At 70.6% G+C, this 25,661-nt stretch carries 21 protein-coding genes and 3 pseudogenes; 11 read left to right on the top strand and 13 right to left on the bottom strand.

Features of this window, described 5'->3' with window-relative positions:
* Nucleotides 1–199 precede the first annotated feature (199 nt).
* From ligD to AAG689_RS02375, 9 genes and pseudogenes are all read right to left on the bottom strand, one after another.
* Nucleotides 200–2,664, bottom strand: a pseudogene (gene ligD, locus AAG689_RS02335) (DNA ligase D).
* A 12-nt stretch (nucleotides 2,665–2,676) separates the two neighbouring features.
* The gene (locus AAG689_RS02340; RefSeq protein WP_406624602.1) at nucleotides 2,677–3,669 is read right to left on the bottom strand and encodes a Ku protein; all 993 of its coding nucleotides are present in this window, start codon (nucleotides 3,667–3,669) and stop codon (nucleotides 2,677–2,679) included.
* A 122-nt stretch (nucleotides 3,670–3,791) separates the two neighbouring features.
* Nucleotides 3,792–6,107 carry a CHASE2 domain-containing protein gene (locus AAG689_RS02345; RefSeq protein ID WP_406624603.1) on the bottom strand — a complete coding sequence of 772 codons (2,316 nt, stop codon included), beginning with the start codon at nucleotides 6,105–6,107 and terminating at the stop codon, nucleotides 3,792–3,794.
* A 70-nt stretch (nucleotides 6,108–6,177) separates the two neighbouring features.
* A complete protein-coding gene (locus tag AAG689_RS02350; protein WP_406624604.1) occupies nucleotides 6,178–6,492 on the bottom strand; it encodes a hypothetical protein in 315 nt (104 codons plus the stop codon).
* An 11-nt stretch (nucleotides 6,493–6,503) separates the two neighbouring features.
* Nucleotides 6,504–7,289 carry a hypothetical protein gene (locus AAG689_RS02355; RefSeq protein WP_406624605.1) on the bottom strand — a complete coding sequence of 262 codons (786 nt, stop codon included), beginning with the start codon at nucleotides 7,287–7,289 and terminating at the stop codon, nucleotides 6,504–6,506.
* Nucleotides 7,223–7,873, bottom strand: a complete 651-nt coding sequence (locus tag AAG689_RS02360) for a LysM peptidoglycan-binding domain-containing protein (protein ID WP_406624606.1) — start codon at nucleotides 7,871–7,873, stop codon at nucleotides 7,223–7,225. Before AAG689_RS02360 ends, AAG689_RS02355 begins: the two co-directional genes overlap by 67 nt.
* A gap of 15 nt (nucleotides 7,874–7,888) precedes the next feature.
* The gene (locus tag AAG689_RS02365; protein ID WP_406624607.1) at nucleotides 7,889–8,611 is read right to left on the bottom strand and encodes a response regulator transcription factor; all 723 of its coding nucleotides are present in this window, start codon (nucleotides 8,609–8,611) and stop codon (nucleotides 7,889–7,891) included.
* 78 nt (nucleotides 8,612–8,689) lie between these two features.
* Nucleotides 8,690–9,991, bottom strand: coding sequence for a tryptophan--tRNA ligase (locus AAG689_RS02370; RefSeq protein WP_406624608.1), 1,302 nt, complete (start codon nucleotides 9,989–9,991; stop codon nucleotides 8,690–8,692).
* Nucleotides 9,992–10,660, bottom strand: coding sequence for a site-2 protease family protein (locus AAG689_RS02375; protein WP_020228763.1), 669 nt, complete (start codon nucleotides 10,658–10,660; stop codon nucleotides 9,992–9,994).
* 128 nt (nucleotides 10,661–10,788) lie between these two features.
* On the opposite strand from AAG689_RS02375, the gene AAG689_RS02380 reads away from it, so the two are divergent.
* Complete coding sequence (locus AAG689_RS02380; RefSeq protein ID WP_406624609.1) at nucleotides 10,789–11,925, top strand: methyl-accepting chemotaxis protein; 1,137 nt, start codon at nucleotides 10,789–10,791, stop codon at nucleotides 11,923–11,925.
* Nucleotides 11,926–11,969: 44 nt separating this feature from the next.
* Here the strand turns inward: AAG689_RS02380 and AAG689_RS02385 are convergent.
* Nucleotides 11,970–12,604: pseudogene (locus AAG689_RS02385) on the bottom strand (L-threonylcarbamoyladenylate synthase).
* Between the two features lie 8 nt (nucleotides 12,605–12,612).
* On the bottom strand, nucleotides 12,613–13,473 hold the full coding sequence (locus tag AAG689_RS02390; protein WP_020228760.1) for a 3',5'-nucleoside bisphosphate phosphatase: 861 nt from the start codon (nucleotides 13,471–13,473) through the stop codon (nucleotides 12,613–12,615).
* Nucleotides 13,474–13,638: 165 nt separating this feature from the next.
* On the opposite strand from AAG689_RS02390, the gene AAG689_RS02395 reads away from it, so the two are divergent.
* On the top strand, nucleotides 13,639–15,417 hold the full coding sequence (locus AAG689_RS02395) for a methyl-accepting chemotaxis protein (protein ID WP_406624610.1): 1,779 nt from the start codon (nucleotides 13,639–13,641) through the stop codon (nucleotides 15,415–15,417).
* A 56-nt stretch (nucleotides 15,418–15,473) separates the two neighbouring features.
* On the opposite strand, the pseudogene recJ reads toward AAG689_RS02395, so the two are convergent.
* Nucleotides 15,474–17,179 (bottom strand): annotated as a pseudogene (gene recJ / locus AAG689_RS02400) (single-stranded-DNA-specific exonuclease RecJ).
* Nucleotides 17,176–18,102, bottom strand: coding sequence for a phosphoglycerate mutase (locus AAG689_RS02405; protein ID WP_406624611.1), 927 nt, complete (start codon nucleotides 18,100–18,102; stop codon nucleotides 17,176–17,178). The pseudogene recJ and the gene AAG689_RS02405 overlap by 4 nt, the downstream one beginning before the upstream one ends.
* A 50-nt stretch (nucleotides 18,103–18,152) precedes the next feature.
* Here AAG689_RS02405 and AAG689_RS02410 point away from each other — a divergent pair, with 50 nt between their 5' ends.
* The 9 genes from AAG689_RS02410 (at nucleotide 18,153) to AAG689_RS02450 (ending at nucleotide 25,648) form a co-directional block, all read left to right on the top strand.
* On the top strand, nucleotides 18,153–19,406 hold the full coding sequence (locus AAG689_RS02410; protein WP_020228756.1) for a lipoprotein-releasing ABC transporter permease subunit: 1,254 nt from the start codon (nucleotides 18,153–18,155) through the stop codon (nucleotides 19,404–19,406).
* A 155-nt stretch (nucleotides 19,407–19,561) separates the two neighbouring features.
* Entirely contained in the window at nucleotides 19,562–20,248 is a 687-nt protein-coding gene (gene lolD, locus AAG689_RS02415) for a lipoprotein-releasing ABC transporter ATP-binding protein LolD (protein WP_406624612.1), read from the top strand.
* 123 nt (nucleotides 20,249–20,371) lie between these two features.
* Nucleotides 20,372–20,653, top strand: coding sequence for an ArsR/SmtB family transcription factor (locus AAG689_RS02420; protein ID WP_406626270.1), 282 nt, complete (start codon nucleotides 20,372–20,374; stop codon nucleotides 20,651–20,653).
* A 200-nt stretch (nucleotides 20,654–20,853) separates the two neighbouring features.
* On the top strand, nucleotides 20,854–21,051 hold the full coding sequence (locus AAG689_RS02425) for a DUF2892 domain-containing protein (protein ID WP_020228753.1): 198 nt from the start codon (nucleotides 20,854–20,856) through the stop codon (nucleotides 21,049–21,051).
* 36 nt (nucleotides 21,052–21,087) lie between these two features.
* Nucleotides 21,088–21,909: a TatD family hydrolase gene (locus tag AAG689_RS02430; RefSeq protein ID WP_406626271.1), complete on the top strand. Its 822-nt coding sequence runs from the start codon at nucleotides 21,088–21,090 to the stop codon at nucleotides 21,907–21,909.
* Nucleotides 21,910–21,975: 66 nt separating this feature from the next.
* Nucleotides 21,976–22,494 carry a DNA-deoxyinosine glycosylase gene (locus tag AAG689_RS02435; protein WP_406624613.1) on the top strand — a complete coding sequence of 173 codons (519 nt, stop codon included), beginning with the start codon at nucleotides 21,976–21,978 and terminating at the stop codon, nucleotides 22,492–22,494.
* A complete protein-coding gene (locus AAG689_RS02440) occupies nucleotides 22,491–23,258 on the top strand; it encodes a spermidine synthase (RefSeq protein ID WP_406624614.1) in 768 nt (255 codons plus the stop codon). Before AAG689_RS02435 ends, AAG689_RS02440 begins: the two co-directional genes overlap by 4 nt.
* Nucleotides 23,255–25,021: a GspE/PulE family protein gene (locus AAG689_RS02445; RefSeq protein WP_406624615.1), complete on the top strand. Its 1,767-nt coding sequence runs from the start codon at nucleotides 23,255–23,257 to the stop codon at nucleotides 25,019–25,021. Before AAG689_RS02440 ends, AAG689_RS02445 begins: the two co-directional genes overlap by 4 nt.
* Nucleotides 25,022–25,159: 138 nt before the next feature.
* Complete coding sequence (locus AAG689_RS02450) at nucleotides 25,160–25,648, top strand: tripartite tricarboxylate transporter TctB family protein (protein WP_406624616.1); 489 nt, start codon at nucleotides 25,160–25,162, stop codon at nucleotides 25,646–25,648.
* The last annotated feature ends 13 nt before the right edge of the window (nucleotides 25,649–25,661 follow it).

The following is a 25,661-nucleotide window of genomic DNA, read 5'->3' on the forward strand; positions in this document are numbered from 1 at the left end:
GACACACAGCGGCGAGTGGCGTTCTACCCAGCAAACCGGAGGCCCCGAAGGCGACGGCACGACCCGGCAATCGGAAGTGCAAAGAGGCGATACGCCCACGGCCCCAGGCCGCGAGGGCATGGGTGCTCCGGCTGGAACTGCACCAGGCACGCGCTAGCGGGGCGTCCAGGCCGGCTAACGGCGGTCGCGATTGGCCTCGTCAGCCTTCCGGCCGATGCCCGAGCGCCTGCATGGCCGGCGCGAGCGATACTGCCTCCGCTTCATAGCCCTGCCAGGGACCGTTGCCGGCAGGCAGCCGCTTGCCCACGTTCTGCACGGTCCAGTGGGCAGAGCTGGTGAGCATGTCCAGCTCGGACCAGGCCACAGGCACCGACACTCCCATGCCCGGCCGCGCCCGGGCCGTCCAGGCGCTTGCGGTCGTCGCGCCGAAGCCGTTGCGCAGGTAGTCCACGAAAATCTTGCCCACCCGGTTCCTGGGACCGCTCTTGGCCACGAAGCGCTGCGGTATGGCCGATGCGAGGTGCTGCACCACGGCTTGGCTGAAACCCTTCACCGTGTCCCAGCCATGCAGACGCTTGATGGGCACGACGATGTGCAACCCCTTGCCGCCGCTGGTCTTCAGCCAGGGCGAGAGGCCGAGCTCGGTAAGCAGGACACGCACCAGCGTGGCAGCTTCCTGCACGTGCTCCCAGGGCACGCCCTCGCCGGGGTCGAGGTCGAAGGTCATGCGGTCCGGCCGGTCGATCCGGTCCTTGCGGGCATTCCAGGTGTGGAATTCCACGGTGTTCATCTGCGCCGCCGACGCCAGGCCTTGCGGCGTTGCCACTTCCAGCAGGGGCGGATGGCCGGGGTACAGATGTTCTGCGAGCGCCCGGACGCCCTTCATCTGCGCGGTGTCCAGGTGCTTCTGGAAGAACAAGGGGCCTTCCACGCCTTCGGGCGCCCGCACCAGAGAAACGGGCCGGCCCTGGAGATGGGGCAGCAGCAGCGGCGCAACCGTCGCGTAGTAGCGCACCAGGTCCATCTTGGTTACGCCACTGAGGGTATCGATGACCCGCTGAGGGTTCGAGATTTTCACCGGGCCTTCCGCCGCCTTCTTGGGTGGGGCGGACGCCAGCCGCTGGGGCTGCTCCCGGATGATCGCCAGCGCGGGCTTGTCCTCGCGCAGGCAGCGGAAGACGGCGTGGCGCACCTTGCCTTCCTTCGTCCACCCGGCAAAGGACACCTCGGCCACGAGCCGGGGCTCCACCCAGTGGGCCTTGCGGCCCAGGGCGGGGGGCAGGCGGAAAGGCGCTTCCTCGGCCCGCAGCGTTTGCAGCTTGCGCAGCAGTTCCGCCAGCACATGCTCGCTGAATCCGGAGCCGACATTGCCGGCATGGCGCAGCACGCCCTTCGCGTCATGGACGCCCAGCAGCAGCGAGCCGAAGCCTGTGCGCGAGCCTTGCGGGTCGGTGTAGCCGCCGATGACGAACTCCTGGCGGTGGCTGCACTTGAGCTTGATCCAGTCGGTGCTGCGGTGGGAGGTATATGCACTGTTCTTGCGCTTGCCGATGACGCCCTCGAAGCCCAGCCGGCAGGCGGAAAGCATCAGCGCATCCGGCTGGGCCTCGAAGGCTTCGCTGAAACGCACCTCGTCCGTTGTTGCGCCCCCGATGGCCGCCTGGAGCATCTCCCGCCGCTCGACGAGGGGCAGTGCGCGCAGGTCCCGTCCGTCCGCATAGGGCAGGTCGAAGGCATAGAAGACGAGGTTGGCGGTCGAGCGCTGGTCGAAGGCGTTCTGCAATGCCTGGAAATCGGGGATGCCCTTGCTGTCGAGCACCAGCACCTCCCCGTCGATCCAGCCCGAACGCAGCGGCAGTGCGGCCATGGCCCGGGCAATGGCAGGCATGCGTGAAGTCCAGTCGTTGCCGTTGCGGGTGACGAGGCGCACCTGGCCGGAGGCGATATGCGCCAGCACGCGGTAGCCGTCGAACTTCAGCTCCCATACCCATTGCTCCGCGTCGTGCGGCGGCGCTTCCACGAGGGTGGCCAGCTGGGGCGCAAGCGTGGGGGAAGGCGTGCCCGCGGCGGCCCCTTCGCAGGTACATCGGCTTGCGGGGCCGGGACGGCCAGCGGCGGGGCTAACGCGACGCTGTCGGGCAGGGCCTGCACCACGTCGAATTCGCTGGCAGGGCGCTCCAAACCGTCGCGCTCCTTGATGAACAGCCAGGCGGGCTGCTTCTCGTCGCCCCGGCCGTGCATCCGCACCAGGGTCCAGCGCCCCTGCAGCTTGTGTCCATGGAGCGTGAATTTCAGCCTGCCCTGGCGATAGCCTTCCTCCGGATCGCCGATGGGCACCCAATATCCCCGATCCCAGATGATGACGCGCCCGGCGCCGTACTGTTTGGCCGGGATCTGGCCCTCGAAGTCGTTGTACGAGAGCGGATGGTCTTCCACCTGCACGGCCATGCGCTTGTCGGCAGGGTCGTAGCTGGGCCCCTTGGGCACCGCCCAGCTCTTCATGGCACGGCCGATTTCAAGGCGCAGGTCATAGTGCAGCCGGCTGGCCCAATGCTTTTGGATCACGTACTGCAAGGCGTCCCCGCCCGGCTGGCCTCCCTGCGCAGGTTCGGGCGTGACGGTGAAGTCGCGCTTCTTCCTGTAGGGCGCCAGGGTGTCTTTCATGGGCCTGTCTCCTCAAGGGGCCGCGCGGCGGCGCGCTGTCTGCTGGGCCTCCTTGGCCGAAGCGCTCTTGCGCGGCGAGGTCTTGGCAGCAGGCTTGGAGGCAGGCTTTTGCGGCGCCGCAGACTTGGCTGCGGGCGGCGCAGGCGCTGCTTTTGCGCGCGTGGGGCGGGGCGGGGGCTTGCCGGCCAGGCTGCGCTTGAGCAGCGCGGTGAGATCCAGCACCTCCGCGCCTGCGGGTGCCCGTTCGGTCTCCGCCACCTTGGCCACCTGGGTGATCTCTCCCGCAGTGGCCTTGGTCTCGACGAGCTTGTGGATCTCTTCGGCGAACGAATTGCGGAACTGGTCCGCGTTCCAGGTCTGCGTCATGTCGTCGATCAACTGCATCGCCATCGCCAGCTCCGCTTCCTTGATCCCGGCCGCCTTGGTGTCCTGCGGGGGAAGATCGAGCTGCTCGAACGAGCGGATCTCGCCGCCCCAACGCAGCAGGTTCAGGATGAGCGCGCGGCCGCAGGGGATGAGCACCGCCAGGTGCTGCTTGGACTGGATCACCACCTTCGCGATCCCCACCTTGTTGCTCTTGCGCAGGGCTTCCCGCAGCAGGGCATAGACCTTTTCGCCGCGCTTGAGCGGTGCGGTGTAGTAGGGGCGCTCGAGGTACACGAACGGGATTTCATCCGCGTCGATGAAGGTTTCGATCTCGATGGTCTGCGTGGTCTTGGGAAAGGCTGCGGCAATCTCCTCCGGGGAGAGCACGACATACCGACCCTCCTCGAACGCGACGCCGCGGACGATGTCTGCGGCCGCCACTTCCTTGCCCGTGGCCTTGTTCACCCGCTTGTAGCCCACGGGCTCCATGGACCGTTTGTCGAGCCAGTCGAAATCGATCCCTGAATTGGCCGTGGCGGAGTACAGGCCCACCGGGATGTGCACGAGCCCGAAACTGATCGCCCCCTTCCACAGGGTGCGGGTCGATGTGGGGGCCTTGCCCTTGTCAGCAGCAGCCATGTGTACGCTCTCGCTTCATCGCAAGGAACGCCTTGGGCCCGAGCGCAAGGCGCAGAGGTGCCTATGCTGGCTTTCGGGGCGGCCGGTGGATGTAGGAGGGAGGCGCCAATTGGGCCTGGCGCTCAGGCGTCTCTTTCGGCTTCTGGCGCATCCGCCTGCGGCAGCACCAGCCGGAACTCGGCCCCCTTGCCCCCCTCGCTGCGCACCTCCACGCGGCCGCCGTGCCGCTGGACCACGGTGTGCACCAGCGCCAGGCCCAGGCCCACGCCGCCGATGTCGGGATGGCTTTCTCCGTGCAGGCGCTTGAAGGGCTGGAACAGGTCGGCCTGCAGTTCCTGCGCGATGCCGGGGCCTTCGTCGCGCACGGATACCACCCAGCAGGGGGCCTGGGCCTGCAGCGCGCAGTGCACGGTGCCCCCCGCGGGGCTGAACTTGATGGCGTTGCCCAGCACGTTGCCGATGGCGCGGCACACGAGGTTGCGGTCGCCCAGGCAGGCGGCATGGGCAGGCCCGGGGGCGAGCTGGACCCGCACGCCGCGCTTGTGCGCGCTGGCCCAGGCATCGTCCACGGCCTCCTCCAGCGCGGCGGCCAGGTCGAACGGGGCGTGGTGGTAGGTATCGGCCTGGGCGCTGGCCAGGCGCACGAAGCCCTGCGCCATGGTCAGAGAGGATTGGGCATAGCGGTCGATGCGGGCCAGCAGTTCCGGCTGCGCCATCCGGCCTGGAAACGCGCGCTGCATCTCCAGCAGGGTGAGGATGGAGGCAATGGGCGCGCGGATATCGTGCGAGATGAAGTTCAGTGCCTGGTCGCGCTGGGCCTGGGCGCGGCGCATGTCCGTCAGGTCCACGAGCGTGGTCAGCCAGAGCGTGCTGTCGTCGTCCGAGAAGGGTTTGCACAGCATGAGCAGGTGGCGCCCCTGGGCGTCGCGCGCTTCCTGCTGGGGCGGCATGGAGGCCAGCTGGCGCGCGTCCCGGGGCAGCAGCGGCGCTCCGGTTTCGGACTGCACCAGGTCCGCCAGCACCCGCGTGATGGGCAGGCCCAGCGGGGGCTGCGGGCAGTAGCGCAGCGCCGCTTCGTTGGCCAGGGTCACCCGGCCGCCGGCGTCGCACACGAAGGTGGGCGAGGGCAGGTGCTGCAGGCTGTTGCTCACGAAGTGGTGCAGCTTGCGCAGCCGCCGGGTGGCGTCCTCCACGGCCTGGATGCGCCGCTCCAGCACGTCGCCGCGCAGCAGCGGACGCTCGGGCTGTTCGGGCAGCGGCGACAGGCCGGCGCGCTGCAGCTCCTGCATCTCCAGCTGCAGGAAATGCGCGGCGGCGCTGAGGCGGCGCCAGCTCCACAGCGGATAGACCAGCGCCACGCCGGCCAGTGCCGGTGCGGCGGCGAGCTGCCAGCCTGCCAGGCCCGGCGCCAGCATGGCGGCGGCCAGGGTGCCGGCGAACCAGGCGGCGCAGGACATCAGGCCCGCCAGCGGTCCCAGCAGCAGGATGCCCAGCAGCGCCAGCGCCACCGGCGCGAGGTTGAAAGCCAGGTTCCAGGCCAGCGGGGCGGGCTGGATGCGCGACTGCGCCAGTTCGGCGTTGAGCGCATGGGCGATCAGCTCCACGCCGGCGATGCGCTCGGAGCGCGAGGCCACGGGCGCCGCGAACATGTCGCCCAGGCCGGTGGCGGTGGCGCCCACGAGCACGTATTTGTCGCGCAGGGCGTTGGCGGGCGCCTGGCCTGTCAGCACGTCGATGTAGGAATAGGTGGCGAACGCCGGCTGGCCGCGCGCGAAGGCCAGGATCTGCGGGTCCTGCCGTACCCAGGGCCCTGTGCCCGCGTCCGTGGAGGCTGCGCATTGCGGGCGGGTGGAGTCCTCGGCGCACAGCAGGGCTGTGCTGAAGTGCGGCCAGGGCGCCGATGCGGGGCCTTCGAGCCTGAACAGGCCGCGCGCCACGCCGTCGGAATCCACCTGCACCTGCACGTGGCCCAGGGCCGAGGCCGCCTGGTGCAGCGCGGGCAGCGGCAGGTCGGCGGTGCCGCCCTGGCCGCGCCGCGCCACGGGCAGCACGGCGTGGCCGCTGCTTTCCAGCGCGCGGGCCAGCAGCAGGTCGTCGCCGGGGTAGTCGGGGTCTTCCTCGCCGAACAGGATGTCCAGGCCCAGGGCGCGGGGCGATTGCTCGGAAATCTGCCGCACCAGCTGCGCGTGCAGTGCGCGGCGCCAGGGCCACCGGCCGATGGCCTCGATGCTGCGGTCGTCGATGGCGACGATGGCGATGTCCGGGTGCGCCGGCAGCGCGTGCAGGCGCATGCCCGCGTCCTGCACCAGGTGGTCGAGGCGGCGCAGGCCGTCGCTGGCGCACAGCCAGGCCACCAGGCCCAGCAGCAGGGCGGACAGCACCAGCCATTCGCGGCGCAGGCCGGCCCGGCTGCGTGCCTGCACGATGGCCGGGCTCACCGGCCGGCTCCCGCGCACCGCGCTGCGGCGCGAGCGGCTCTCGCGGCGGCCGGGCGGGCGCTCATGGAGCTCAGGGGCGCGACAGCGGGCGGCCGTCCGCCGCGGTGACGGGCAGGCCCGCGCCCGAGCGCACCGGGGGCTGCGCGCGCACCTGGCGCGGGGTGGAGAAGTCGCTCTCCAGCCCCGAGGGGTCGCGGGTCTGGATGCGCACGAAATAGTCGCCCGGCGGCAGGGTGGTGGACGACCAGGCAGGCGCCTCCAGCCGTTCGTCCACCAGGGGCGCGGAGAAGTCCTCGCTGGCCGAGACCTGCACGCGGAAGCTCTGGCCCGGCTCCGCCGGCCAGCGCAGGCGCAGGCCGGGCTGGTCGTCGCCGCCTGTGCTCAATGCGGCGGCGCTCAGCGCTGCGGGGTTGTCGGCGACCGTGAACGCCTGGGGCAGGGCGTACGGGCCCTGGTCCTGCGCGCCGCCGGGCAGCTCGCGGATGCTCGCCGCGCGCCAGTGGTAGCGGCCGGGCGCGAGCGCGGCCACCTGCGCGCCGCAGTCCGGCGCGGTGGTGTCGAGCACGGGGGCTGCGAAGTTTTCGTCCTGCGCCACCTGGATGCGGTAGCGCGCCACGCCCACGACGGCGGTGCATGCCAGCGCGCCTTGCGTGCGCGGAGCGTGCCGCCCGCCGCAGGTGCCTGGTACAGGGGCGGCACGGGGTGCGCCTTGACGGTGATGGCGCGCCGCGCCGGCAGGCCGGGCAGGCCTGTGGCATCCACGGCGCGCACCGCGATGTGGTAGTGGCCGTCTTCCACGGCGCGCAGGCGCAGGGCCGGCGTGGGGAAGGCGCCGCTGCGCAGCACTTCGGTGAGATCGGCGTCGCGCGCCACCTGCACCTGGTAGGCCACCGCGCCGGCCACGGGGGTGAGCGCCAGGGACAGGAAGTCGGCATCGTGCACCGAGGCCGGCAATGCCGACAGGTCGGGCGCGGGCAGCAGGGCCTGCGGCGCGCCCACGGTGCCGTCCGCCGACACGGCCACGCCCTGGCCGCCGCGCACCTGGGCCGAGGAAGTGCCCGCGGCCCGCGCGGCCTGGCGCTGGTCGACGGCCACCGTGCCTTCCGTGACGGCGGCTAGCGTGCGGCCGTCGCCCTGCAACTGCACGGCGAAGCGGGTACCGCGCACGCTGGTCGAGGCCATGGGCGTGCGGATCTCGAAGCGGCGCGCGCCGCCTGGCTGGGAGGCACCGTGGATTCGACGCTGCCGCGCTGCAGCTCCAGCACCGACTGCGCGTCGCCCGCGCGGCCGCGCCGGCGCAACTGCTGCAGCCGCACGTCGGAGTCGGCCTGCACGCGGATCATGGTGCCGTCGCTCAGGCGCACGTTGATGAACCCGTCGGCGGGCACCTGCACGCGCGCGCCCTCGGGCAGGTCCTGGCCGGTCTGCAGCGCCACCGGGTCGGCGGCGCCGGGCAGGAGGACGCGGGCGTCGCCCTGCACGAAGCTCACGCGGGCCGAGCCCAGGGGCAGCAGTTCGGCGGGGATGCGCAGCACCGTGCCGGGCTGCAGGTGGCGCGGGTTGCCCACCTGGTTGTGCGCCTGCAGGCGCTGCCACAGGCGCGGGGAGCCCAGGTACTGGGCGGACAGGGCCTCCAGCGTGTCGCCGGGCTGCACGCGGTGCTCCACGAAATCGCCCTCGGCGTACGCGAACCCGCAGGCGGTGAGCGCCAGCGCGAGGGATGCCGCGCGGCATCCGTGGGCCCATCGGCGGTGGAAAGTAGCCATGTCGTTGTCCTCGGCCTACGGTAGGGTGGCGCCGGCGGCGGGCTCGTCCTCGGGCGGCTTCACGGCTTCGAAGCGGTAGCCCACGCCGTACACGGCCGTGATCATGTAGCCGTTGGCAGGCCGCAGGTCGAGCAGCGTGCGCAGGCGCGAGATGTGGGTGTCGAGCGAGCGCGAGATGACCTCGGCGCTCTGGCCCCAGATGATTTCGCGCAGGTGGTCGCGCGAGAGCAGGCGGCCCATGTTCTGGAACAGGAACAGCGCCAGCTCGTATTCGCGCGTCTTGAGCTCCACGGGCGCGCCGTTCATCTCCAGCGTGCGCGTTTCGGGCAGGAAGCGGTAGGGGCCGAACTCCAGCACGTGGTTGGTGGCGGCCGGGTAGGCGCGGCGCAGCAGGGCGCCCACGCGGGCGGACAGCTCGCCCACGCGCACGGGCTTGGCCATGAAGTCGTCGGCGCCGCAGGCCAGGCCCTGCACGATGTCGCGCTCCTCCTGGCGGTTGGTGACGAAGAGGATGGGCAGGTCGGCGCCGATGTGCTCGCGCACCCAGCCCACGATCTCGGGGCCGGTGGTGTCGGGCAGGTGCCAGTCCACGATCAGCAGGTCGAAGGTCTCGCGCCGCAGGTCCTTGAGCAGTGCCGCGCCGGTGGTGTAGGTGCGGCAGACGTGGCCCATGTCCGTGAGGGCATGGGTGAAGAGTTCAAGCTGGAGCGTATCGTCGTCCAAAGCCGCTATGCGCATGACTCCCCTTTCGTTGGTACGTTTTTGGCTTCTGGCGCTTTCCAGGAAAGCGCGGGTAGCTATTGAAAAAGTAGCAGGTCACTCCGCCGCGGCCGCCAGGGCGCGCAGGGCGGCGGCGGCCTCCTCGGGGCCTGCGCCTTCCACGGGCGCGAGGTGGGGCGCCAGGGCCTGAAGGGCGCCTGCTTCCTTTTGCAGCCGGGCGATGGCCTGGCCCGCGTCGCGCGGCGCGTCGAAGCCCGTGCTTTGCAGCAGCAGGCGGCCATCGGCGGCCACGAGCTTGAAGTAGAACTTGCCGTCCGCCGCCTCGCGGTACTGCTTGAACGAGGGCAACTGCGCCCTGTCCGCCTTGCCGGCCTTCGCGGCCTGGGGCTGCGCGGTCAGCGGGCGCAGGCCCACGGCGGTGCGCAGCTGCTGCAGGAAGGGGCGGGCGATGGCGCGGGCGCGCTCGGCGCCGATCTGCAGCTGGGCCTCCACCTTCTCCGGGTGGGCCATCAGGTCGTCGTAGCGCGCGCGCATGGGCGTGATCTCGCGGTCGATGCAGTCGAACAGCTGCTGCTTGGCCTCGCCCCAGGCGATGCCGCCTGCGAACGCCTGGCGCATGGCGGCGGTTTCGCCGGGCGTGGCGAAGGCCTGGTACATCTGGAACAGGGCCGAGCCCTCGACCTGCTTGGGCTCGCCGGGCGCGCGCGAGTCGGTGACGATGGCGCCGATGAGCTTCTTCAACTGCTCGCGCGGCGCGAACAGCGGGATGGTGTTGTCGTAGCTCTTGCTCATCTTGCGGCCGTCCAGGCCCGCCAGCGTGGCCACGCTGTCCTCGATCGCCGCCTCGGGCAGCGTGAAGTGCTCGCCGTAGAGGTGGTTGAAGCTCGCGGCCATGTCGCGCGCCATCTCGATGTGCTGGATCTGGTCGCGGCCCACGGGCACCTTGTGGGCGTTGAACAGCAGGATGTCGGCGCCCATGAGCACGGGGTACATGAACAGGCCCGCGCTCACGCCGTCGTCGCCGTCGCGGCCGGCCTCGTGGTTCTTGTCCTGCGCTGCCTTGTAGGCATGGGCGCGGTTGAGCACCCCCTTGCCGGTCACGCAGGTGAGGAACCAGGTCAGCTCGGGAATCTCGGGGATGTCGGACTGGCGGTAGAACGTCACCTGCTGCGGGTCCAGGCCCGCGGCCAGCCAGCTCGCGGCGATCTCCAGTGTGGAGCGGTGCACGCGCTCGGGTTCCTGGCACTTGATGAGGGCGTGGTAGTCGGCCAGGAAATAGAAGTTCTCCACCCCCGGCGTGCGGGTGGCGGCGATGGCCGGGCGCATCATGCCCGCGTAGTTGCCCAGGTGCGGCGTGCCCGAAGGGGTGATGCCGGTGAGAAAGCGCGTGGTGGACATTTATCGAAGCAAAGCGGTGAGAGGGGAGATCAGCAGGTCGATAGCAGCATAGCCCAGCGACATCAGCGGGCGCAGCCAGAGCGTGCCCACGATGCCTGCCACCACCAGCGCCAGCACGATGAAGAAGCCGTAGGGCTCGATGCGCGCGAGCCACTGCGCCTGCCGCCAGGGCAGCAGGCCGGCGAGGATGCGGCCGCCGTCCAGCGGCGGCAGCGGAAACAGGTTGAAGGCCCACATGACCAGGTTCACCAGGATGCCCGCGCGGGCCATCTCCAGGAAGAACCGCTCGCCGACCCCGAAGGCCACCAGCGCCACCAGCAGCAGCGCCCAGGCGATGGCCTGCACGAAGTTGGACGCGGGCCCCGCCAGCGCCACCCAGATCATGTCGCGCTTGGGATTGCGCAGGTGGCCGAAGTTCACCGGCACGGGCTTGGCATAGCCGAACAGGAAGGCGCCGGACGTGGCGAAATAGAGCAGCAGCGGCATCAGGATGGTGCCGACCGGGTCGATGTGCTTGAGGGGGTTGAGCGTGATGCGCCCCATCATCAGCGCGGTGTTGTCGCCGAAGTGCCGGGCCGCGTAGCCGTGGGCCGCTTCATGCACCGTGATGGCGAACAGCACGGGCAGTGCGTAGATGAGTACGGTTTGGATGAGATTGGAAAGGTCCACGCCGCCGATTGTCTCAGACGTGGGAATTACGCACTGCAGGCTCCGCCAAAGCTTGTTAGCATCGCCCGGATTGTTGCCAATTGCAACAGGAAAAACGAATACGACAGGAGACCAAGGGTATGGACCGGATGACGATTGGAGTGCGCCTCACGCTGGCGTTCGGGTCGCTGGCGGTGTGGGTGTGCGCACTCATGGCCGTGGCTCTGTGGGGGCTGGCGCAGCCGGCGGGCGGGGCGGGCGCGGCCGTCCTCTGGGTCTGGATCCTGGGGGGCGCCGCCGTGGCGGTGGCGTTGCTGTCGCTGTGGTCGCTGCGCCGCGGCATCGTGCAGCCGCTGTCGCAGGCCATCCTGATCGCCGAGACGGTGGCCTCGGGCGACCTGAGCCAGGAGTTCAGCTCCGAGCTGGGCGGCGACTTCGGCCGCCTGCTGGGCGCCCTGGGCACCATGGAGGACACGCTGACCGAGCTGGTCGGGCGCATCAAGCAGTCGGCCGACGCCATCGGCGTGTCGTCCGGCGAGATCGAGGCGGGCAACGTGGACCTGTCGCGCCGCACCGAGGAGCAGGTGTCCGCACTCACGCAGACGGCGGCCAGCATGGAGCAGCTCACGGCCACCGTGCGCCAGAACGCGGACCGCGCGCGCTCGGCCAGCAGCCTGGCGGTGAACGCGTCGCACACCGCCAGCCGCGGCGGCACCGTGGTGGGCGAGGTGGTGCAGACCATGGACGCGATCAGCGGCAGCTCGCGCAAGATCGTGGACATCATCCAGGTCATCGAGGGCATCGCGTTCCAGACCAACATCCTGGCGCTCAACGCGGCCGTGGAGGCCGCGCGCGCTGGCGAGCAGGGCCGGGGCTTCGCGGTGGTGGCCAGCGAGGTGCGCAACCTGGCGCAGCGCAGCGCCGTGGCGGCGCGCGAGATCAAGGCGCTGATCCAGCAGTCCGTGGAGCAGGTGCAAAGCGGCGCCGGCCTCGTGGGCCAGGCCGGGCAGACCATGCAGGAAATCGTGCAGTCCGTGGGCCAGGTGAGCGGCCTGCTGGGCGAGATCTCGCACGCGCTGGAGGAGCAGAGCGACGGCATCGGCCATGTGAACCAGGCCGTGGCCCACATGGACGGCGCCACCCAGCACAACGCCGCCCTGGTGCAGCAGGCCGCGCACGCCGCCGCCGCGCTGAAGGAGCGCGCCGGCGACCTGCAGCAGGCCGTGGGCGCGTTCAAGCTGGACGACGACGATGCGCCCGCCGCCGGCCAGTTGCTACTGAAATAAGAGCTGGTTGCGCTTGCTGGATAAGCGCTGGAGGCCGATTTGGCTTAAAGACCCAGCGCCTGCAGGCTGCCGCGCCCTCGCGCACCACCACCGGCTCGCCGCCCGTGCCCATGGGCGTGAGGTCCAGCACCGTGGTGGGTTCCAGGGGGCAGGCGCCGGCATCCACGATGCCGTCGACCAGACGCTCGTAGCGCTCGCGGATGTCCTGCGGGTCGTTCAGGGGATCGGTCTCGCCCGCCGGGATCAGCGTGGTGGCCAGCAGCGGCGCGCCGTGCAGTTCCAGCAGCATCTGCAGGCCCTTGCGGTCGGGCACACGCAGGCCGATGGTCTTGCGCTGCGGGTGGCTCACGCGGCGCGGCACTTCCTTGGTCGCGTCCAGGATGAAGGTGTAGGGCCCCGGCGTGGCCAGCTTGAGCAGGCGGTACTGCCGGTTGTCCACATGGGCGTAGCTGGCCAGCTCCGACAGGTCGCGGCACAGCAGCGTGAGGTGGTGCTTCTCGTCGATCTGGCGCACGCGGCGCAGCCGGTCCACGGCCTGCTTGTCGTCGAGCTGGCAGACCAGCGCGTAGCTGGAGTCGGTGGGCACGGCCAACAGGCCGCCGCTGGCGAGCAGGCCGGCGGCCTGCTTGAGCAGGCGCGGCTGCGGGTTGTCGGGGTGGGCTTCGAAGTACTGGGCCATGGTGGGAACTATGCGCGCTGGATGCGTCCGGCCAGCTGCTCCCAGACGGGAGTGAGCCCCGAGGGCAGGGGCGGCAGGGCGCCCAGGTCGACGTGGGATTCGTCCGGGCTGTGGAAGTCGCTGCCGCGCGAGGCGGCCAGGCCGAATTCGCGCGCCATGGCGGCGTAGACGGGGTATTCGGCGGGCGTGTGGCTGCCGGTGACCACCTCCACGCCCAGGCCGCCGTGCTGCTTGAACTCGGTGAACAGCGCGTATTCCTCGTTGGCGCTGAATTTGTAGCGCGCGGGGTGGGCGATCACGGCCATGCCGCCCGCCTCGGTGATCCAGCGCACCGCATTGCCCAGCGTGGCCCAGCGGTGCGGCACGAAGCCGGGCTTGCCTTCGGTGAGATAGCGGCGGAAGACCTCCGCCGTGTCGTGGCAGGCGCCGGTTTCGACGAGAAAGCGCGCGAAGTGCGTGCGCGAGATCAGCTCCGGGTTGCCCGCGTAGCGTAGCGCGCCCTCGTAGGCGCCGGGGATGCCGGCCCCGGCCAGCTGGTGCGCGATCTCCTGCGCCCGCCCGCCGCGGCCGCCGCGCGTGTCGGCCAGTCCCTGCGCGAGCTGCGCGTCGTCGGCGTCGAAGCCCAGGCCCACGATGTGCACCGTGGTGTCGGCGAAGGTGACGGAGATCTCCACGCCCGTGAGGTAGTCCATGCCCAGCGCGTTTGCGGCGGCGGCGGCGCGGTGCTGGCCGCCGATCTCGTCGTGGTCGGTCAGCGCCCAGAGCGCGACGCCGCCCGCGTGGGCGCGCGCGGCCAGTTCCTCGGGGGTGAGGGTGCCGTCGGAGACGACGGAGTGGCAGTGCAGGTCGGCGTTCAGTGGGATGGTCACCGGGCCATTGTAGGACGCACCTTTTGACGGGGAGGGCGTTGTGGTTACGGCACGGAAGGCGCCGGGCGGCACAAGAATCTGTGAGGAAATGTGCGCAGGTGAGAAACTACGTCCCCTCGCACCAACGGCTCTTTTCCCCTCTTTTTCCGCACAAGTGAACGCGCCATGAATCTCAACGATATGCCGGTCGCCCGCAAGCTGTGGGCCCTCATCCTGGGGCTGATGCTCTCCATGCTGGCGCTGCTGGGCGGCCTGCTGGCCTACCTGGTCCACCTGGACGACGAGGCCGCGCGCATCGTGCAGGCCAACGAAGACCGCATCAGCCTGGCCCTGCGCTGGAAGGGCCTGTCGGCGCTGGCCGTCGAGCAGGCCGTCATGGCGCTGCGGGTGCCCGACGAGGCCCTGGCCGAGCGCATGCGCCAGCAGTCCAAGGAGGGCATCCAGGCCATCAGCGCCGTCCAGAAGCAGATCGACGAGCGCGCCTTCACGGCGGAGGACCGCGCCCAGCTCGAGCGCGTGGCCGCCGCGCGCAAGCAGGTGCTGGAGTTCAACGCCGCCGGCGGCAAGGCGCGCGCCGACGGCGACTACGCCAGCGTGGTGGACATCGTGGACAGCAAGCTGCTGCCCGCCGTGGCCCGCTACGTGGGCGAGCAGGACGGCTACGTGCAGCTGCAGGAGCGCCAGCGCGACGCCGCCAAGCAGGACGCCCTGCAGCACCGCCACCGCGCCCTCTGGGTGGGGGCGGCCATCGCGTTGGCGGTGGTGCTCGTCGGCGTGGTGCTGGCGGGGCTCTTCGTGCGCTCGATCACGCGCCCGCTGGGGCGGGCCGTGGGCATGGCCGATGCCATCGCGGCGGGCGACCTGACGCAGGACGTGCACGACGAGCGCGGCGACGAACTGGGCCACATGCTGCGCTCGCTCTCGGCCATGGGCGCGCGGCTGCGCGGCGTGGTGAGCGAGGTGCGTTCGGGGGTGGAATCGGTCTCCTCCGCCTCCAGCGAGATCGCCACCGGCAACCAGGACCTGTCGGCGCGCACCGAGCAGACGGCCGCCAACCTGGAGGAGACGGCAGCCAGCATGGAAGAGCTCACCGCCACTGTCACCCAGTCGGCCGACACGGCGCGCCAGGCCAACCAGCTGGCCGCCAACGCCGCGCAGGCGGCCGAGCGCGGCGGCGACGTGGTGGGCCAGGTGGTGAGCAGCATGCAGCACATCACGGAGTCCAGCCGCAAGATCGCCGACATCATCGGCGTGATCGACGGCATCGCGTTCCAGACCAACATCCTGGCGCTCAACGCCGCCGTGGAAGCGGCGCGCGCGGGCGAGCAGGGCCGGGGCTTCGCGGTGGTGGCCGGCGAGGTGCGCAGCCTGGCGCAGCGCAGTGCGGAAGCCGCCAAGGAGATCAAGCAGCTCATCACCGCCAGCGTGGACAACGTGCAGGCCGGATCGGCCCAGGTGGAGCAGGCGGGCCAGAGCATGCACGACATCGTGCACAGCGTGCGCCGCGTGAGCGACCTGATCGGGGAGATCACCGCCTCTTCCACGGAGCAGCGTGACGGCATCTCGCAGGTGAACCAGGCCGTTGCCAACCTGGACCAGATGACGCAGCAGAACGCCGCGCTGGTGGAGCAGTCCACCGCCGCGGCGGCCGCCATGCACGAACAGGCGCAGCGGCTGGCGCAGGTGGTGTCGGTGTTCAACGTGGGCCATGTGGCCAGCGCCCCGCCCGCCGTGCGCCGGCCTGCGCTCGCGCCCGTGTCCGCGGCCCGGCCCGCGGTGGCCGCTGCGGCCAAGGCGCCCAGCGTTGGGGCACCCCGCGTGACGACGCCCGGCGTGACGACGCTCGCCCGCAAGGCGCCGCCCAGGCCCGCGCAGGCGCAACTGCCGGCCAAGGCCCCCGCCGCTGCGTCCGCGCAGGCGGACGGGGATTGGGAGAGCTTCTGAAAAGATAGCTGCCCGCGCTTGCCAGTCAAGCGATGGAGCCTGATTTCACCAGGAAATCAGAACTCCACCCCTTCCACCAGGAACTGCACCCGCCGCTCGCCGCGCCACTCGTTCACGTCGAGCCGGAACGCCAGCAGCGCGCGCTCGGGCAGCGGCTCGGTGTGGCCGAACCAGATGGCGTCCACCGGCTGGCCCTGGTGCAGCAGCTTGATGGACAAGTGGTTCTTCGCCTCGCCCACCAGGCGCTGGCTCAGCACCTGCACCTCCTCGCTGAAGGTGGGCGGCGCGAAGCCCTGGCCCCAGACCTCGCGGTGCAGCGTGTCCACGAGCTCGGCGCGGCAGTACTCGGGGGCTAAGGGGCCGTCGGTCTCCAGGCGGCGGGTGAGGGTGGCGGCGTCCAGCCATTCCTGCGCCACCTGGGCGAAGGCCTGCTCGAAGGTGGGGTAATGCTCTGCCGCCACGGTGCAGCCGGCGGCCATGGCGTGGCCGCCGAACTTCAGCACCACGCCGGGGTGGCGCTTGGCCACGAGGTCCAGCGCGTCGCGCAGGTGGAAGCCCGGGATGGAGCGGCCCGAGCCTTTGAGTTTGCCGCCTTCGCTGCTGGCCGCGAACACGAAACTGGGGCGGTGCAGCTTGTCCTTGAGGCGCGAGGCGACGATGCCCACCACGCCCTCGTGGAAGTCCGGGTCGAACACGCTGATGGCGGGCGGCGGCGCGTCGCCCTCCTCGAACAGGCTCTCGGCCAGCAGCATGGCCTGCTCGCGCATGCCGCCCTCCAGCTCGCGGCGCTCGCGGTTGATGGCGTCGAGCTGGCGCGCGAGCTGGGCGGCGCGCGCGGGGTCATCGGTCAGCAGGCACTCGATGCCGATGGTCATGTCCGCCAGGCGCCCCGCGGCGTTGATGCGCGGACCGAGCGCGAAGCCGAAGTCGAAGGTGGTGGCCGCGGGCGCCTTGCGGCCGGCCGCGTCGAACAGCGCCTGGATGCCCGGCTGCATCTGGCCCGCGCGGATGCGCTTGAGGCCCTGGGCGACGAGGCGCCGGTTGTTGCAGTCCAGCCGCACCACGTCGGCCACGGTGCCCAGGGCGACCAGGGGCAGCAGCGGCTCCAGCCGGGGCTGGCTGGCCGCGTCGAACACGCCGCGCGCGCGCAGCTCGGCGCGCAGCTGCATGAGCACGTAGAACATGACGCCCACGCCGGCGATGGACTTGCTCTCGAACGTGCAGCCGGGCTGGTTGGGGTTGACGATGGCGTCGGCCTCGGGGAGCTGGGGGCCGGGCAGATGGTGGTCGGTGACGAGCACGGCCAGGCCCAGCGCCTTGGCCTCGGCCACGCCCTCGCAGCTGGCGATGCCGTTGTCCACGGTGATGAGGACTTGGGCGCCCTGTTGCGCCACGCGCCGCGCGATGGGTGGGGTGAGGCCGTAGCCGTCCACCACGCGGTCGGGCACGAGGTACTGAACGTGCCGCGCGCCCAGCAGCCGCAGGCCCCGCACGCCCACGGCGCAGGCGGTGGCGCCGTCGCAGTCGTAGTCGGCCACGATCATCAGGCGCTTGTCTTGGGCGATGGCGTCGGCCAGCAACGCGGCGGCCTCGCGCGCGCCGCGCAGGGTGTGGGGCGGCAGCAGGCGGGCGAGGGCGTCGTCCAGCTCGTGCTGGCCGGTGATGCCGCGCGCGGCGTACAGGCGCGCCAGCAGCGGGTGCACGCCGGCCTGCTCCAGCGCCCAGGCGGCGCGGGGGGAATGTCTCTAGCTACTATCTTCATAGCTGCTCGCGCAAGCTGGTAAAGCGCTGGGGCTTGAAAAGGCTTTGAATCTTCTGGCGCAGGCCGCGCGGGGCGGCATGCCACGCCAGCGCGCCGCGCTCGCCGCAGAGCGTGAGCCGCACCGCGCCGCCGGCGGCCACGTGCGCGGCCAGGCGGGCGACGGGGCCGGCGTCCAGCGCCTGCCAGGCGGCGGTCCAGGCGGGCCAGTCCTCGCGCAGCGCGGCGTCGCGCAGGGTGGAGGGCACCTCGGGCGGCGTCACCGGTGTGGGTGGCTGGGGCAGGGCGCCGGCGCCGTGCACCCAGAAGGCGTTGACGGGCGGCAGGCCCCGGGAGGCGCGCGCGTCGTTGAACGGGTGGGTGTAGAGCAGCATCTGCATCTCGCTGTGCAGGCGGTGGATCGGCCGGGCCTGGCCGGTATCCGGCAGCCAGGCGCGCACGTCGCGCTGCACCACGCGGTCGAGCGAGGCGGTGGCCAGGCCCTCGAACACCGCGCCGCGCGCCAGCCAGCGCGTGGGCTGGTCGTAGGCGAGCGTGATGCCGTCCTCGGCGAACCACGGCGCCAGGATGGCGAGCAGCGCGTGCGAGTCGGCCTCGTCGAGCCGCAGGGCGGCCGGGTCGGTCAGCGTCACGTGGTCGGCGCCCACGTGCCACTGGCAGGGCGTGATGAAGGCCCAGGCGCCGTCCTGGCGCCGGGCATGCCAGGCGGCCCAGGGCGTGGGGGCGCCGGGCAGGTGCAGGTGGCGGGCCAGGGCGCGCTCGTGGGGCGGGGCGAAATCGGTTTCTTCTCCGGGATCGGCCTCCAGGGGCGTGAGGCGCGCGAGCAGCGCGTCCAGGTGGGGCAGGGCGAGGCGCTGCATCGCCTGCGCGCATCCCTCGGCGTGGCTCGCGGCCAGGGGGATGAGCAAATGGGGAGTGTCCGACATGGGGCCTATTGTCCCGGATGCCACAATCCGGCACCCCTCTTTCCCTCACCATGCAAATTCCCTACGAACTGGCCCTGGGCTGGCGCTACACCCGGGCGGGCCGCGCCACGCGGCGCAATGGCTTCATCTCCTTCATCTCGGGCGTGTCCATGCTGGGCATCGCGCTCGGCGTGGCGGCGCTCATCATCGTGCTGTCGGTGATGAACGGTTTCCAGAAGGAGGTGCGCGACCGCATGCTCTCCGTGGTTTCGCACGTCGAGATCTTCGCGCCCGACGGTGCGGCCCTGCCCGACCTGCAGCGCACGCTGGCCGAGGCGCGCGCCAACCCCAACGTGGTGGGCGCGGCGCCGTTCGTCGCCTCGCAGGCGCTGCTGGCGCGCGGCGAGGACATGAAGGGTGCGCTGGTGCGCGGCATCGACCCGCTGCGTGAGGGCGAGGTGACCGACCTCGCGGCCGAGAACGTGGAGGGCCTCAAGGCCCTGGTGCCGGGCGAGTTCCGTGTGGTGCTGGGCAGCGAGCTGGCGCGCCAGCTCGGCGTGCGCGCGGGCGACGCGGTGACGCTGATCGCCCCGGCCGGCCAGGTCACGCCCGCGGGCGTGGTGCCGCGCCTCAAGCAGATGACGGTGGCGGGCACGTTCAATTCCGGCCACTACGAATACGACTCGGCCCTGGTGCTGCTGCACCACGAGGACGCCGAGCGCATCTTCCGCCTGGAGGGGCCGACCGGCGTGCGCCTGAAACTGCGCGACCTGCATGCCGCGCCCGAGGTCACGCAGCAGCTCGCGCACAGCCTCTCGGGCCACCTGCTGATCCGCGACTGGACGCAGCAGAACAAAACCTGGTTCGCCGCCGTGCAGCTCGAAAAACGCATGATGTTCATCATCCTCACGCTCATCGTCGCGGTGGCGGCGTTCAACCTCGTCTCCACGCTGGTGATGACGGTGCAGGACAAGCGCGCGGACATCGCCATCCTGCGCACACTGGGCGCGAGCCCCGGCAGCATCATGGGCGTGTTCGTGGTGCAGGGCGCGATGGTGGGCGTGATCGGCACGCTGGCCGGGCTTCTGCTGGGGCTGGGGATCGCCCACAACATCGACGTGATCGTGCCCGCCATCGAGCGGCTGCTGCACACCACCTTCCTGCCCAAAGATATTTATCTCATCAGCCGCATGCCCAGCGACCCGCAAAGCCGTGACATCGTGCCCATCGCCGTCATCTCCCTGATCCTGGCCTTCGTGGCCACGCTGTACCCGAGCTGGCGCGCCAGCCGCGTGAACCCCGCGGAGGCGCTGCGGTATGAGTGACACCCCCCTGAGGCGCTTCGCGCCTTCCCCTCTCTCTGCGCGCTTCGCGCTCCGGGAGGGGGACGCAGCCAGCGCGGCGGGGCGGCCCTTGCGCGGCTGCCCTCGCCTGGGTTGCGCCGGTTTCATGCCTTGTGGGCAGCGCACGGATCACTGAAATGAACACTGTGAAAAACGATGTGGTTTTGCAGGCCCAGGGCCTGTCCAAGCGCTTCACCGAAGGGCGGCTCGACGTGAGCGTGCTCAAGAGCGTGGACCTGCAGGTGCGTGCGGGCGAGACGCTCGCCATCGTGGGCGCATCGGGCTCGGGCAAGAGCACGCTGCTGCACCTGCTGGGCGGGCTCGATGCGCCGAGCAGCGGCACCGTCACGCTCAAGGGCCAGGACCTGCATACGCTCTCGCCCGCGCAGCAGGGGCAGCTGCGCAACGCGCACCTGGGCTTCATCTACCAGTTCCACCACCTGCTGCCCGAGTTCAGCGCGCAGGACAACGTGGCCATGCCGCTGCGCATCCGCCGCGAGCCCTATGCGCAATGCATCGAGCGCGCCGTGGGCATGCTGCAGGCCGTGGGCCTGGGCGAGCGCGTGCACCACCGCCCGGCCGAGCTGTCCGGCGGCGAGCGCCAGCGCGTGGCGATCGCGCGCGCGCTGGTCACCGAGCCTGCCTGTGTGCTGGCCGACGAACCCACCGGCAACCTGGACCGCGCCACGGCCGACAGCGTGTTCCAGCTCATGCTGCGCCTGGCACGCGAGCGCGGCACGGCCTTCGTGATGGTGACGCACGACGAATCGCTGGCGGCGCGCTGCGACCGCGTGGTGCGGCTGGTGTCCGGCGTGCTGGGATAAGCGGTCCACAACGGCGCGGGGCGCCGTTTGACTTTTTGTTTAGAAAAAACTAAATTAGCAAAAGTTAATTTAGGGTTTTCGCAACAAGGAGCGCCGGTGGCCACTGCTTCCGACCGGGAATTCATGCAACAGGGCGCGGCCCGCGCGGCGGCACTGCTGCGCGTCGTCGGCAACGAGCACCGGCTGCTGGTGCTGTGCCTGCTCATCGATCGGGGCGAGGCCTCGGTCGGCACGCTGCTGGAACAGGTGGAATTGAGCCAGTCGGCGCTGTCGCAGCACTTGGCGCGCATGCGCGACGAAGGGCTGGTGGCTTTCCGGCGCGACGCGCAAACCCTCTACTACCGCATCGCCGACCCGGCGGTGGAGCAGCTCGTCGCCGCGCTCAAGGCCATCTTCTGTCCCTGAGAACGTGTGAACGAATCCGCCATGCCCGCTCATCACGCCAAAACACGCCTGCTCGTCGTTGCAAATGCTCGCCATAGCCCGCGCTATGGCTGCGCTGCGCCTAGTGCAGCCGCGTTTTGACGCGCTGCTCGGCCACGCCGGATTCATTCACACGTTCTGAGCCGCCCGGCCCCCCGTTTTTTCATCAAAGGAGTGTTGTCATGAAATGCAATGTCGGAGGAATCGACCGCGGCCTGCGCATCGCCGTGGGCCTGGTGCTGATCGCCCTGGCCGCCACGGGCACCGTGGGCTGGTGGGGCTGGCTGGGCGTGGTGCCCCTGCTGACCGGGGCCATTGGCAACTGCCCGGCCTACTCGCTGCTGGGCATCAAGACCTGCCGCGTGTCCAAGACCGACTGACAGATCCCCCGCCGGCGCGCTGGCATCATGCGCCGGATGGAATGCTGGATCGACACCCACTGCCACCTCGACGCCCCCGAGTTCGCGCCCGACAGCGACGCCGTGCGCGCCGCAGCGCGGGCGGCTGGGGTGGCGCATTGCGTATTGCCCGCGGTGGAGCTGTCCAACCTGCAGGCCGTGCGCGCGCTGGCGCACCGGCATGGCGACAGCTACGCGCTGGGCATCCACCCCCTGTTCACCGGCCAGGCGGGCGAGGGCGACCTGGATCTGCTGGCGCAGGCGCTGCAGGACCACTGCGGCGACCCGCGCCTCGTGGCCGTCGGCGAGATCGGCCTCGACTATTTCGTGCAGGGGCTGGACGCCGCGCGGCAGGAGCGCTTCTACCGCGCGCAACTGCAGCTCGCGCGCCGCTTCGACCTGCCGGTGATCCTGCACGTGCGCCGCTCGGCCGACCGGCTGCTCAAGGGCCTGCGCGAGCTGCCCGTGCGCGGCGGCATCGCCCACGCCTTCAACGGCAGCCTGCAGCAGGCACAGGCGTTCATCGGCATGGGCTTCAAGCTGGGCTTCGGCGGCGCCGTCACGTTCGACCGCGCGCTGCAGCTGCGCCGCCTGGCCACCGAGCTGCCGCTGGATGCGCTGGTGCTGGAAACTGACGCGCCCGACATCCCGCCCCACTGGCTCTACGTGACCGCCGCCGAGCGCGCGGCCGGCCGCCCGCCTGCGCGCAACAGCCCGGCCGAGCTGCCGCGCATCGGCGCCGTGGTGGCGGGCCTGCGCGGCATCGCGTCGGAGGAGCTGGCCCGCGCATGCCGCGACAATGCCTGCACCGCGCTGCCCCGGCTGGCCGGAAGAATATGAGTGTTTTCGGCCTCCAGCGCTTGATGGACAAGCGCAAGAAGCTATTCAATTGATAGTATTCATCCCATGAACGCACCCTTTGAGCCGCGCCTCGTGGGCCTGCCGCCCGTGGTGGGCGAGGGCACGCGCGTGCTGCTGCTGGGCAGCTTTCCCGGCGTGGCCTCGCTGCGCGCGCAGCAGTACTACGGTCATCCGCAGAACCACTTCTGGCGCATCCTCGCGGCGCTGTGGCCGCAGCACCCGCTGCCTGCCGACTACGCCGACCGCTGCGGCTGGGTGCTGGCACGTGGCCTCGGCATATGGGACGTGTACGCCGCCTGCGAGCGCGAGGGCAGCCTGGACACCAGCATCCGCAATGCCCGCGTCAACGACTTCCAGGGCCTGCTGGCGCGCGCGCCGCACCTGGCGGCCGTCGCCCACAATGGCGGCGAGAGCTTCCGCCACGCGAAGGCCGTGCGTGCCAGCCTGGGGGTGGAGATCCCCTCGCTGCGCCTGCCCTCCACCAGCCCGGCCAATGCATCGTGGAGCTTAGAGAAAAAACTGAACGCCTGGCACGAGGCCATGGCACGCTTTGGACTGACGTGATCCGCAAGAAATCCCCCACCGCCGAACTGCCCGAAGTCAGCGTCTCCGACGATGGCGAGGTGCGCCACCTGCACCTGGGCACGCCCTGGATCCAGGGCTCCATGCGCATCGACGATCCCTTCGCCCTCGAACTCGAATACGTGCAGCGCATGATGGCCTGGCTGCTGTTCGTGGAGCCTTCCAGCGTCGCGAAGCGCCACGCCATGCAGCTCGGCCTGGGCGCGGGCGCCATCACCAAGTTCTGCCGCAAGAAGCTGCGCATGTGCTGCACCGTGGTGGAGCTGAACCCGCGCGTGGAGGCCGTCTGCCGCGCCTGGTTCAAGCTGCCGCCCGACGGCCCCATGCAGCGCGTGGTGCTGGCCGATGCGGCGCAGGAGATCCAGAAACCCGAGTGGCACGGCACGGTGGATGCGCTGGCCGTCGACCTCTACGACCACGAGGCCGCCGCGCCCGTGCTCGACAGCGCCGGCTTCTATGCCGACTGCCGCGCGCTGCTGACCGAGGAGGGCTGCATGACCGTGAACCTCTTCGGCCGCTCGTCGAGCTACGAGCGCAGCCTGGCGCGCATGGCCGAGGCCTTCGGCGAGGACGCGCTCTGGGCCTTCAAGCCCACGCGCGAGGGCAACACCGTGGTGCTGGCCCAGCGCACGCCCACGCGCCCGAAGCGCGCCGAGCTGCTGGCGCGGGCTGAAGGCCTGCAGGCCCGCTGGGACCTGCCCGCGCCCAAGTGGCTGCGCGGGTTCAAGCCGGTCGCCAAGCCATGAAGACGCCGCAGGCCCCGTCCGGCCCGCTGGAGTGGCGCGGCATCGTGGACTGGCTGCGCGCCGACGGCGTGGTCAGCGCCGAGCAGGCGCAGCGCACCATCGCACGCTGCTCGCAGGCCGAGAGCAGCCAGCACCCGCTGGTGCGCCTGGGCAACGTGGCCATGGTGCGCGCCAGCGACGGCAAGCCGCTGGACGTGGACATGCTCACCGAATACGTGGCGCGGCGTTGCGGCCTGGACTTCCTGCGCATCGACCCGCTCAAGGTGGACGTGGGCCGCGTGGCTGACGCCATGAGCGCCAGCTATGCCGAGCGCCACAAGGTGCTGCCCGTGCAGGTTTCGTCCAAGGAGGTGGTGGTGGCCACGGCCGAGCCCTTCCTGTACGACTGGGTGGAAGAGGTGGAGCGCCAGGCCAGGCGCGCGGTGCGCCGCGTCATGGCCAACCCGCAGGACATCACGCGCTTCACGGCGGAGTTCTACGCGCTGGCCAAGTCGGTGCGCGCCGCGCAGAAGTCCGGTGGCAGCGCGGGCGGCAACAGCTTCGAGCAGCTGGTGGAGCTGGGCAAGAGCAACAAGCAGCTCGACGCCAACGACCAGGGCGTGGTCAAGGTGGTGGACTGGCTGTGGCAGTACGCCTTCGACCAGCGCGCGAGCGACATCCACCTGGAGCCGCGGCGCGAGCAGGGCGTGATCCGCTTTCGCATCGACGGCGTGCTGCACGCCGTCTACCAGATGCCCATGGGCGTGCTCAACGCCATGGTGGCGCGCGTGAAGCTGCTGGGCCGCATGGACGTGGTGGAAAGGCGCCGCCCGCAGGACGGCCGCATCAAGACCCGCAACCCGCGCGGCGACGAGGTGGAAATGCGCCTGTCCACGCTGCCCACGGCCTTCGGCGAGAAGATGGTGATGCGCATCTTCGACCCCGACAACGCCGTCAAGGACCTGGATGCGCTGGGTTTCTCGCCGCACGACGCGCAGCGCTGGGAGTCGCTCGTCAAGCGGCCGCACGGCATCATCCTCGTGACCGGCCCCACGGGCTCGGGCAAGACCACCACGCTCTATTCCACCCTCAAGCGCGTGGCCACCGAGGAGGTCAACGTGAGCACGGTGGAAGACCCGATCGAGATGATCGAGCCCAGCTTCAACCAGACCCAGGTGCAGCCGCAGCTCGACTTCAACTTCGCCGAGGGGCTGCGCGCGCTCATGCGCCAGGACCCGGACATCATCATGGTCGGCGAGATCCGCGACCTCGCCACCGCCGACATGGCCGTGCAGGCCGCGCTCACCGGCCACCTGGTCTTCAGCACCCTGCACACGAACGACGCGCCCAGCGCCGTCACGCGCCTCATGGAGCTGGGCGTGCCGCCCTACCTCATCAACGCCACGGTGCTGGGCGTGCTGGCGCAGCGCCTGGTGCGCACGCTGTGCAAGCACTGCCGCCAGGTGGACGAGGCGGCCGACCCCGCGGCGCTGGCCGACCTGATCCGCCCCTGGAAGATCAACGGCGGCTACCGCGCCTACCGGCCCGTGGGCTGCGTGGAATGCCGCATGACGGGCTTTCGCGGCCGCATGGGCCTGTACGAACTGCTCACCGTGACCGAGGCCCTCAAGGCCCAGGTGAACCAGTCCCCCTCCATCGACGCGCTGCGCCGCCAGGCCGTGCAGGACGGCATGCGCCCCTTGCGCCTGGCCGGCGCGCTGCGCGCGGCCGAGGGCGTGACCACGCTCGAAGAAGTCATCGCCGCCACGCCGCCGCTGGAGTGACGCGGCGGCCTCCGCGACAGGCTATGGCCCTGCGCATGCCATAGGGGAAACCCCGCACGGGACTGTAGGTGGAATCCACACCGGGGCGCGGCATGCCGCACCCGACAATCGTCCGTCGGTTTCTTTTAGGAGACATTCGTGAAAATCAAGAGTCATAAAGACTTCTTTTCCGGCCTGATGTTCCTGGCCGTGGGAGGTGGATTCGCCTGGGGCGCCACCACCTACAGCGTGGGAACGGGCGCCCGCATGGGCCCGGGCTACTTCCCGCTGCTGCTGGGCATCCTGCTGGCCATCATCGGCGCCGTCATCATGTTCAAGGCCACCGTGGTCGAGACCGTGGACGGCGATCCGGTCGGCAAGTGGGCCTGGAAGCAGATCGTGTTCATCATCGGCGCCAACCTGCTGTTCGGCGTGCTGCTCGCGGGCCTGCCAAGCTTCGGCGTGCCGGCCATGGGCCTTATCGTGGCCATCTACGGGCTGACCTTCGTGTCCAGCCTTGCAGGCAACCAGTTCAAGTTCATTGAAGTGTTCATCCTGGCCACCATCCTGGCGGCCGGCAGCTATGTGGCTTTCGTGTGGGCGCTGAATCTGCAGTTCCCTGTCTGGCCCAGCTTCATCGTAGGTTGAGTGGAGACTAGAC

It is taken from the genome of Acidovorax sp. SDU_ACID1 (genome assembly GCF_045291395.1).
Taxonomy (GTDB): domain Bacteria; phylum Pseudomonadota; class Gammaproteobacteria; order Burkholderiales; family Burkholderiaceae_C; genus MR-S7.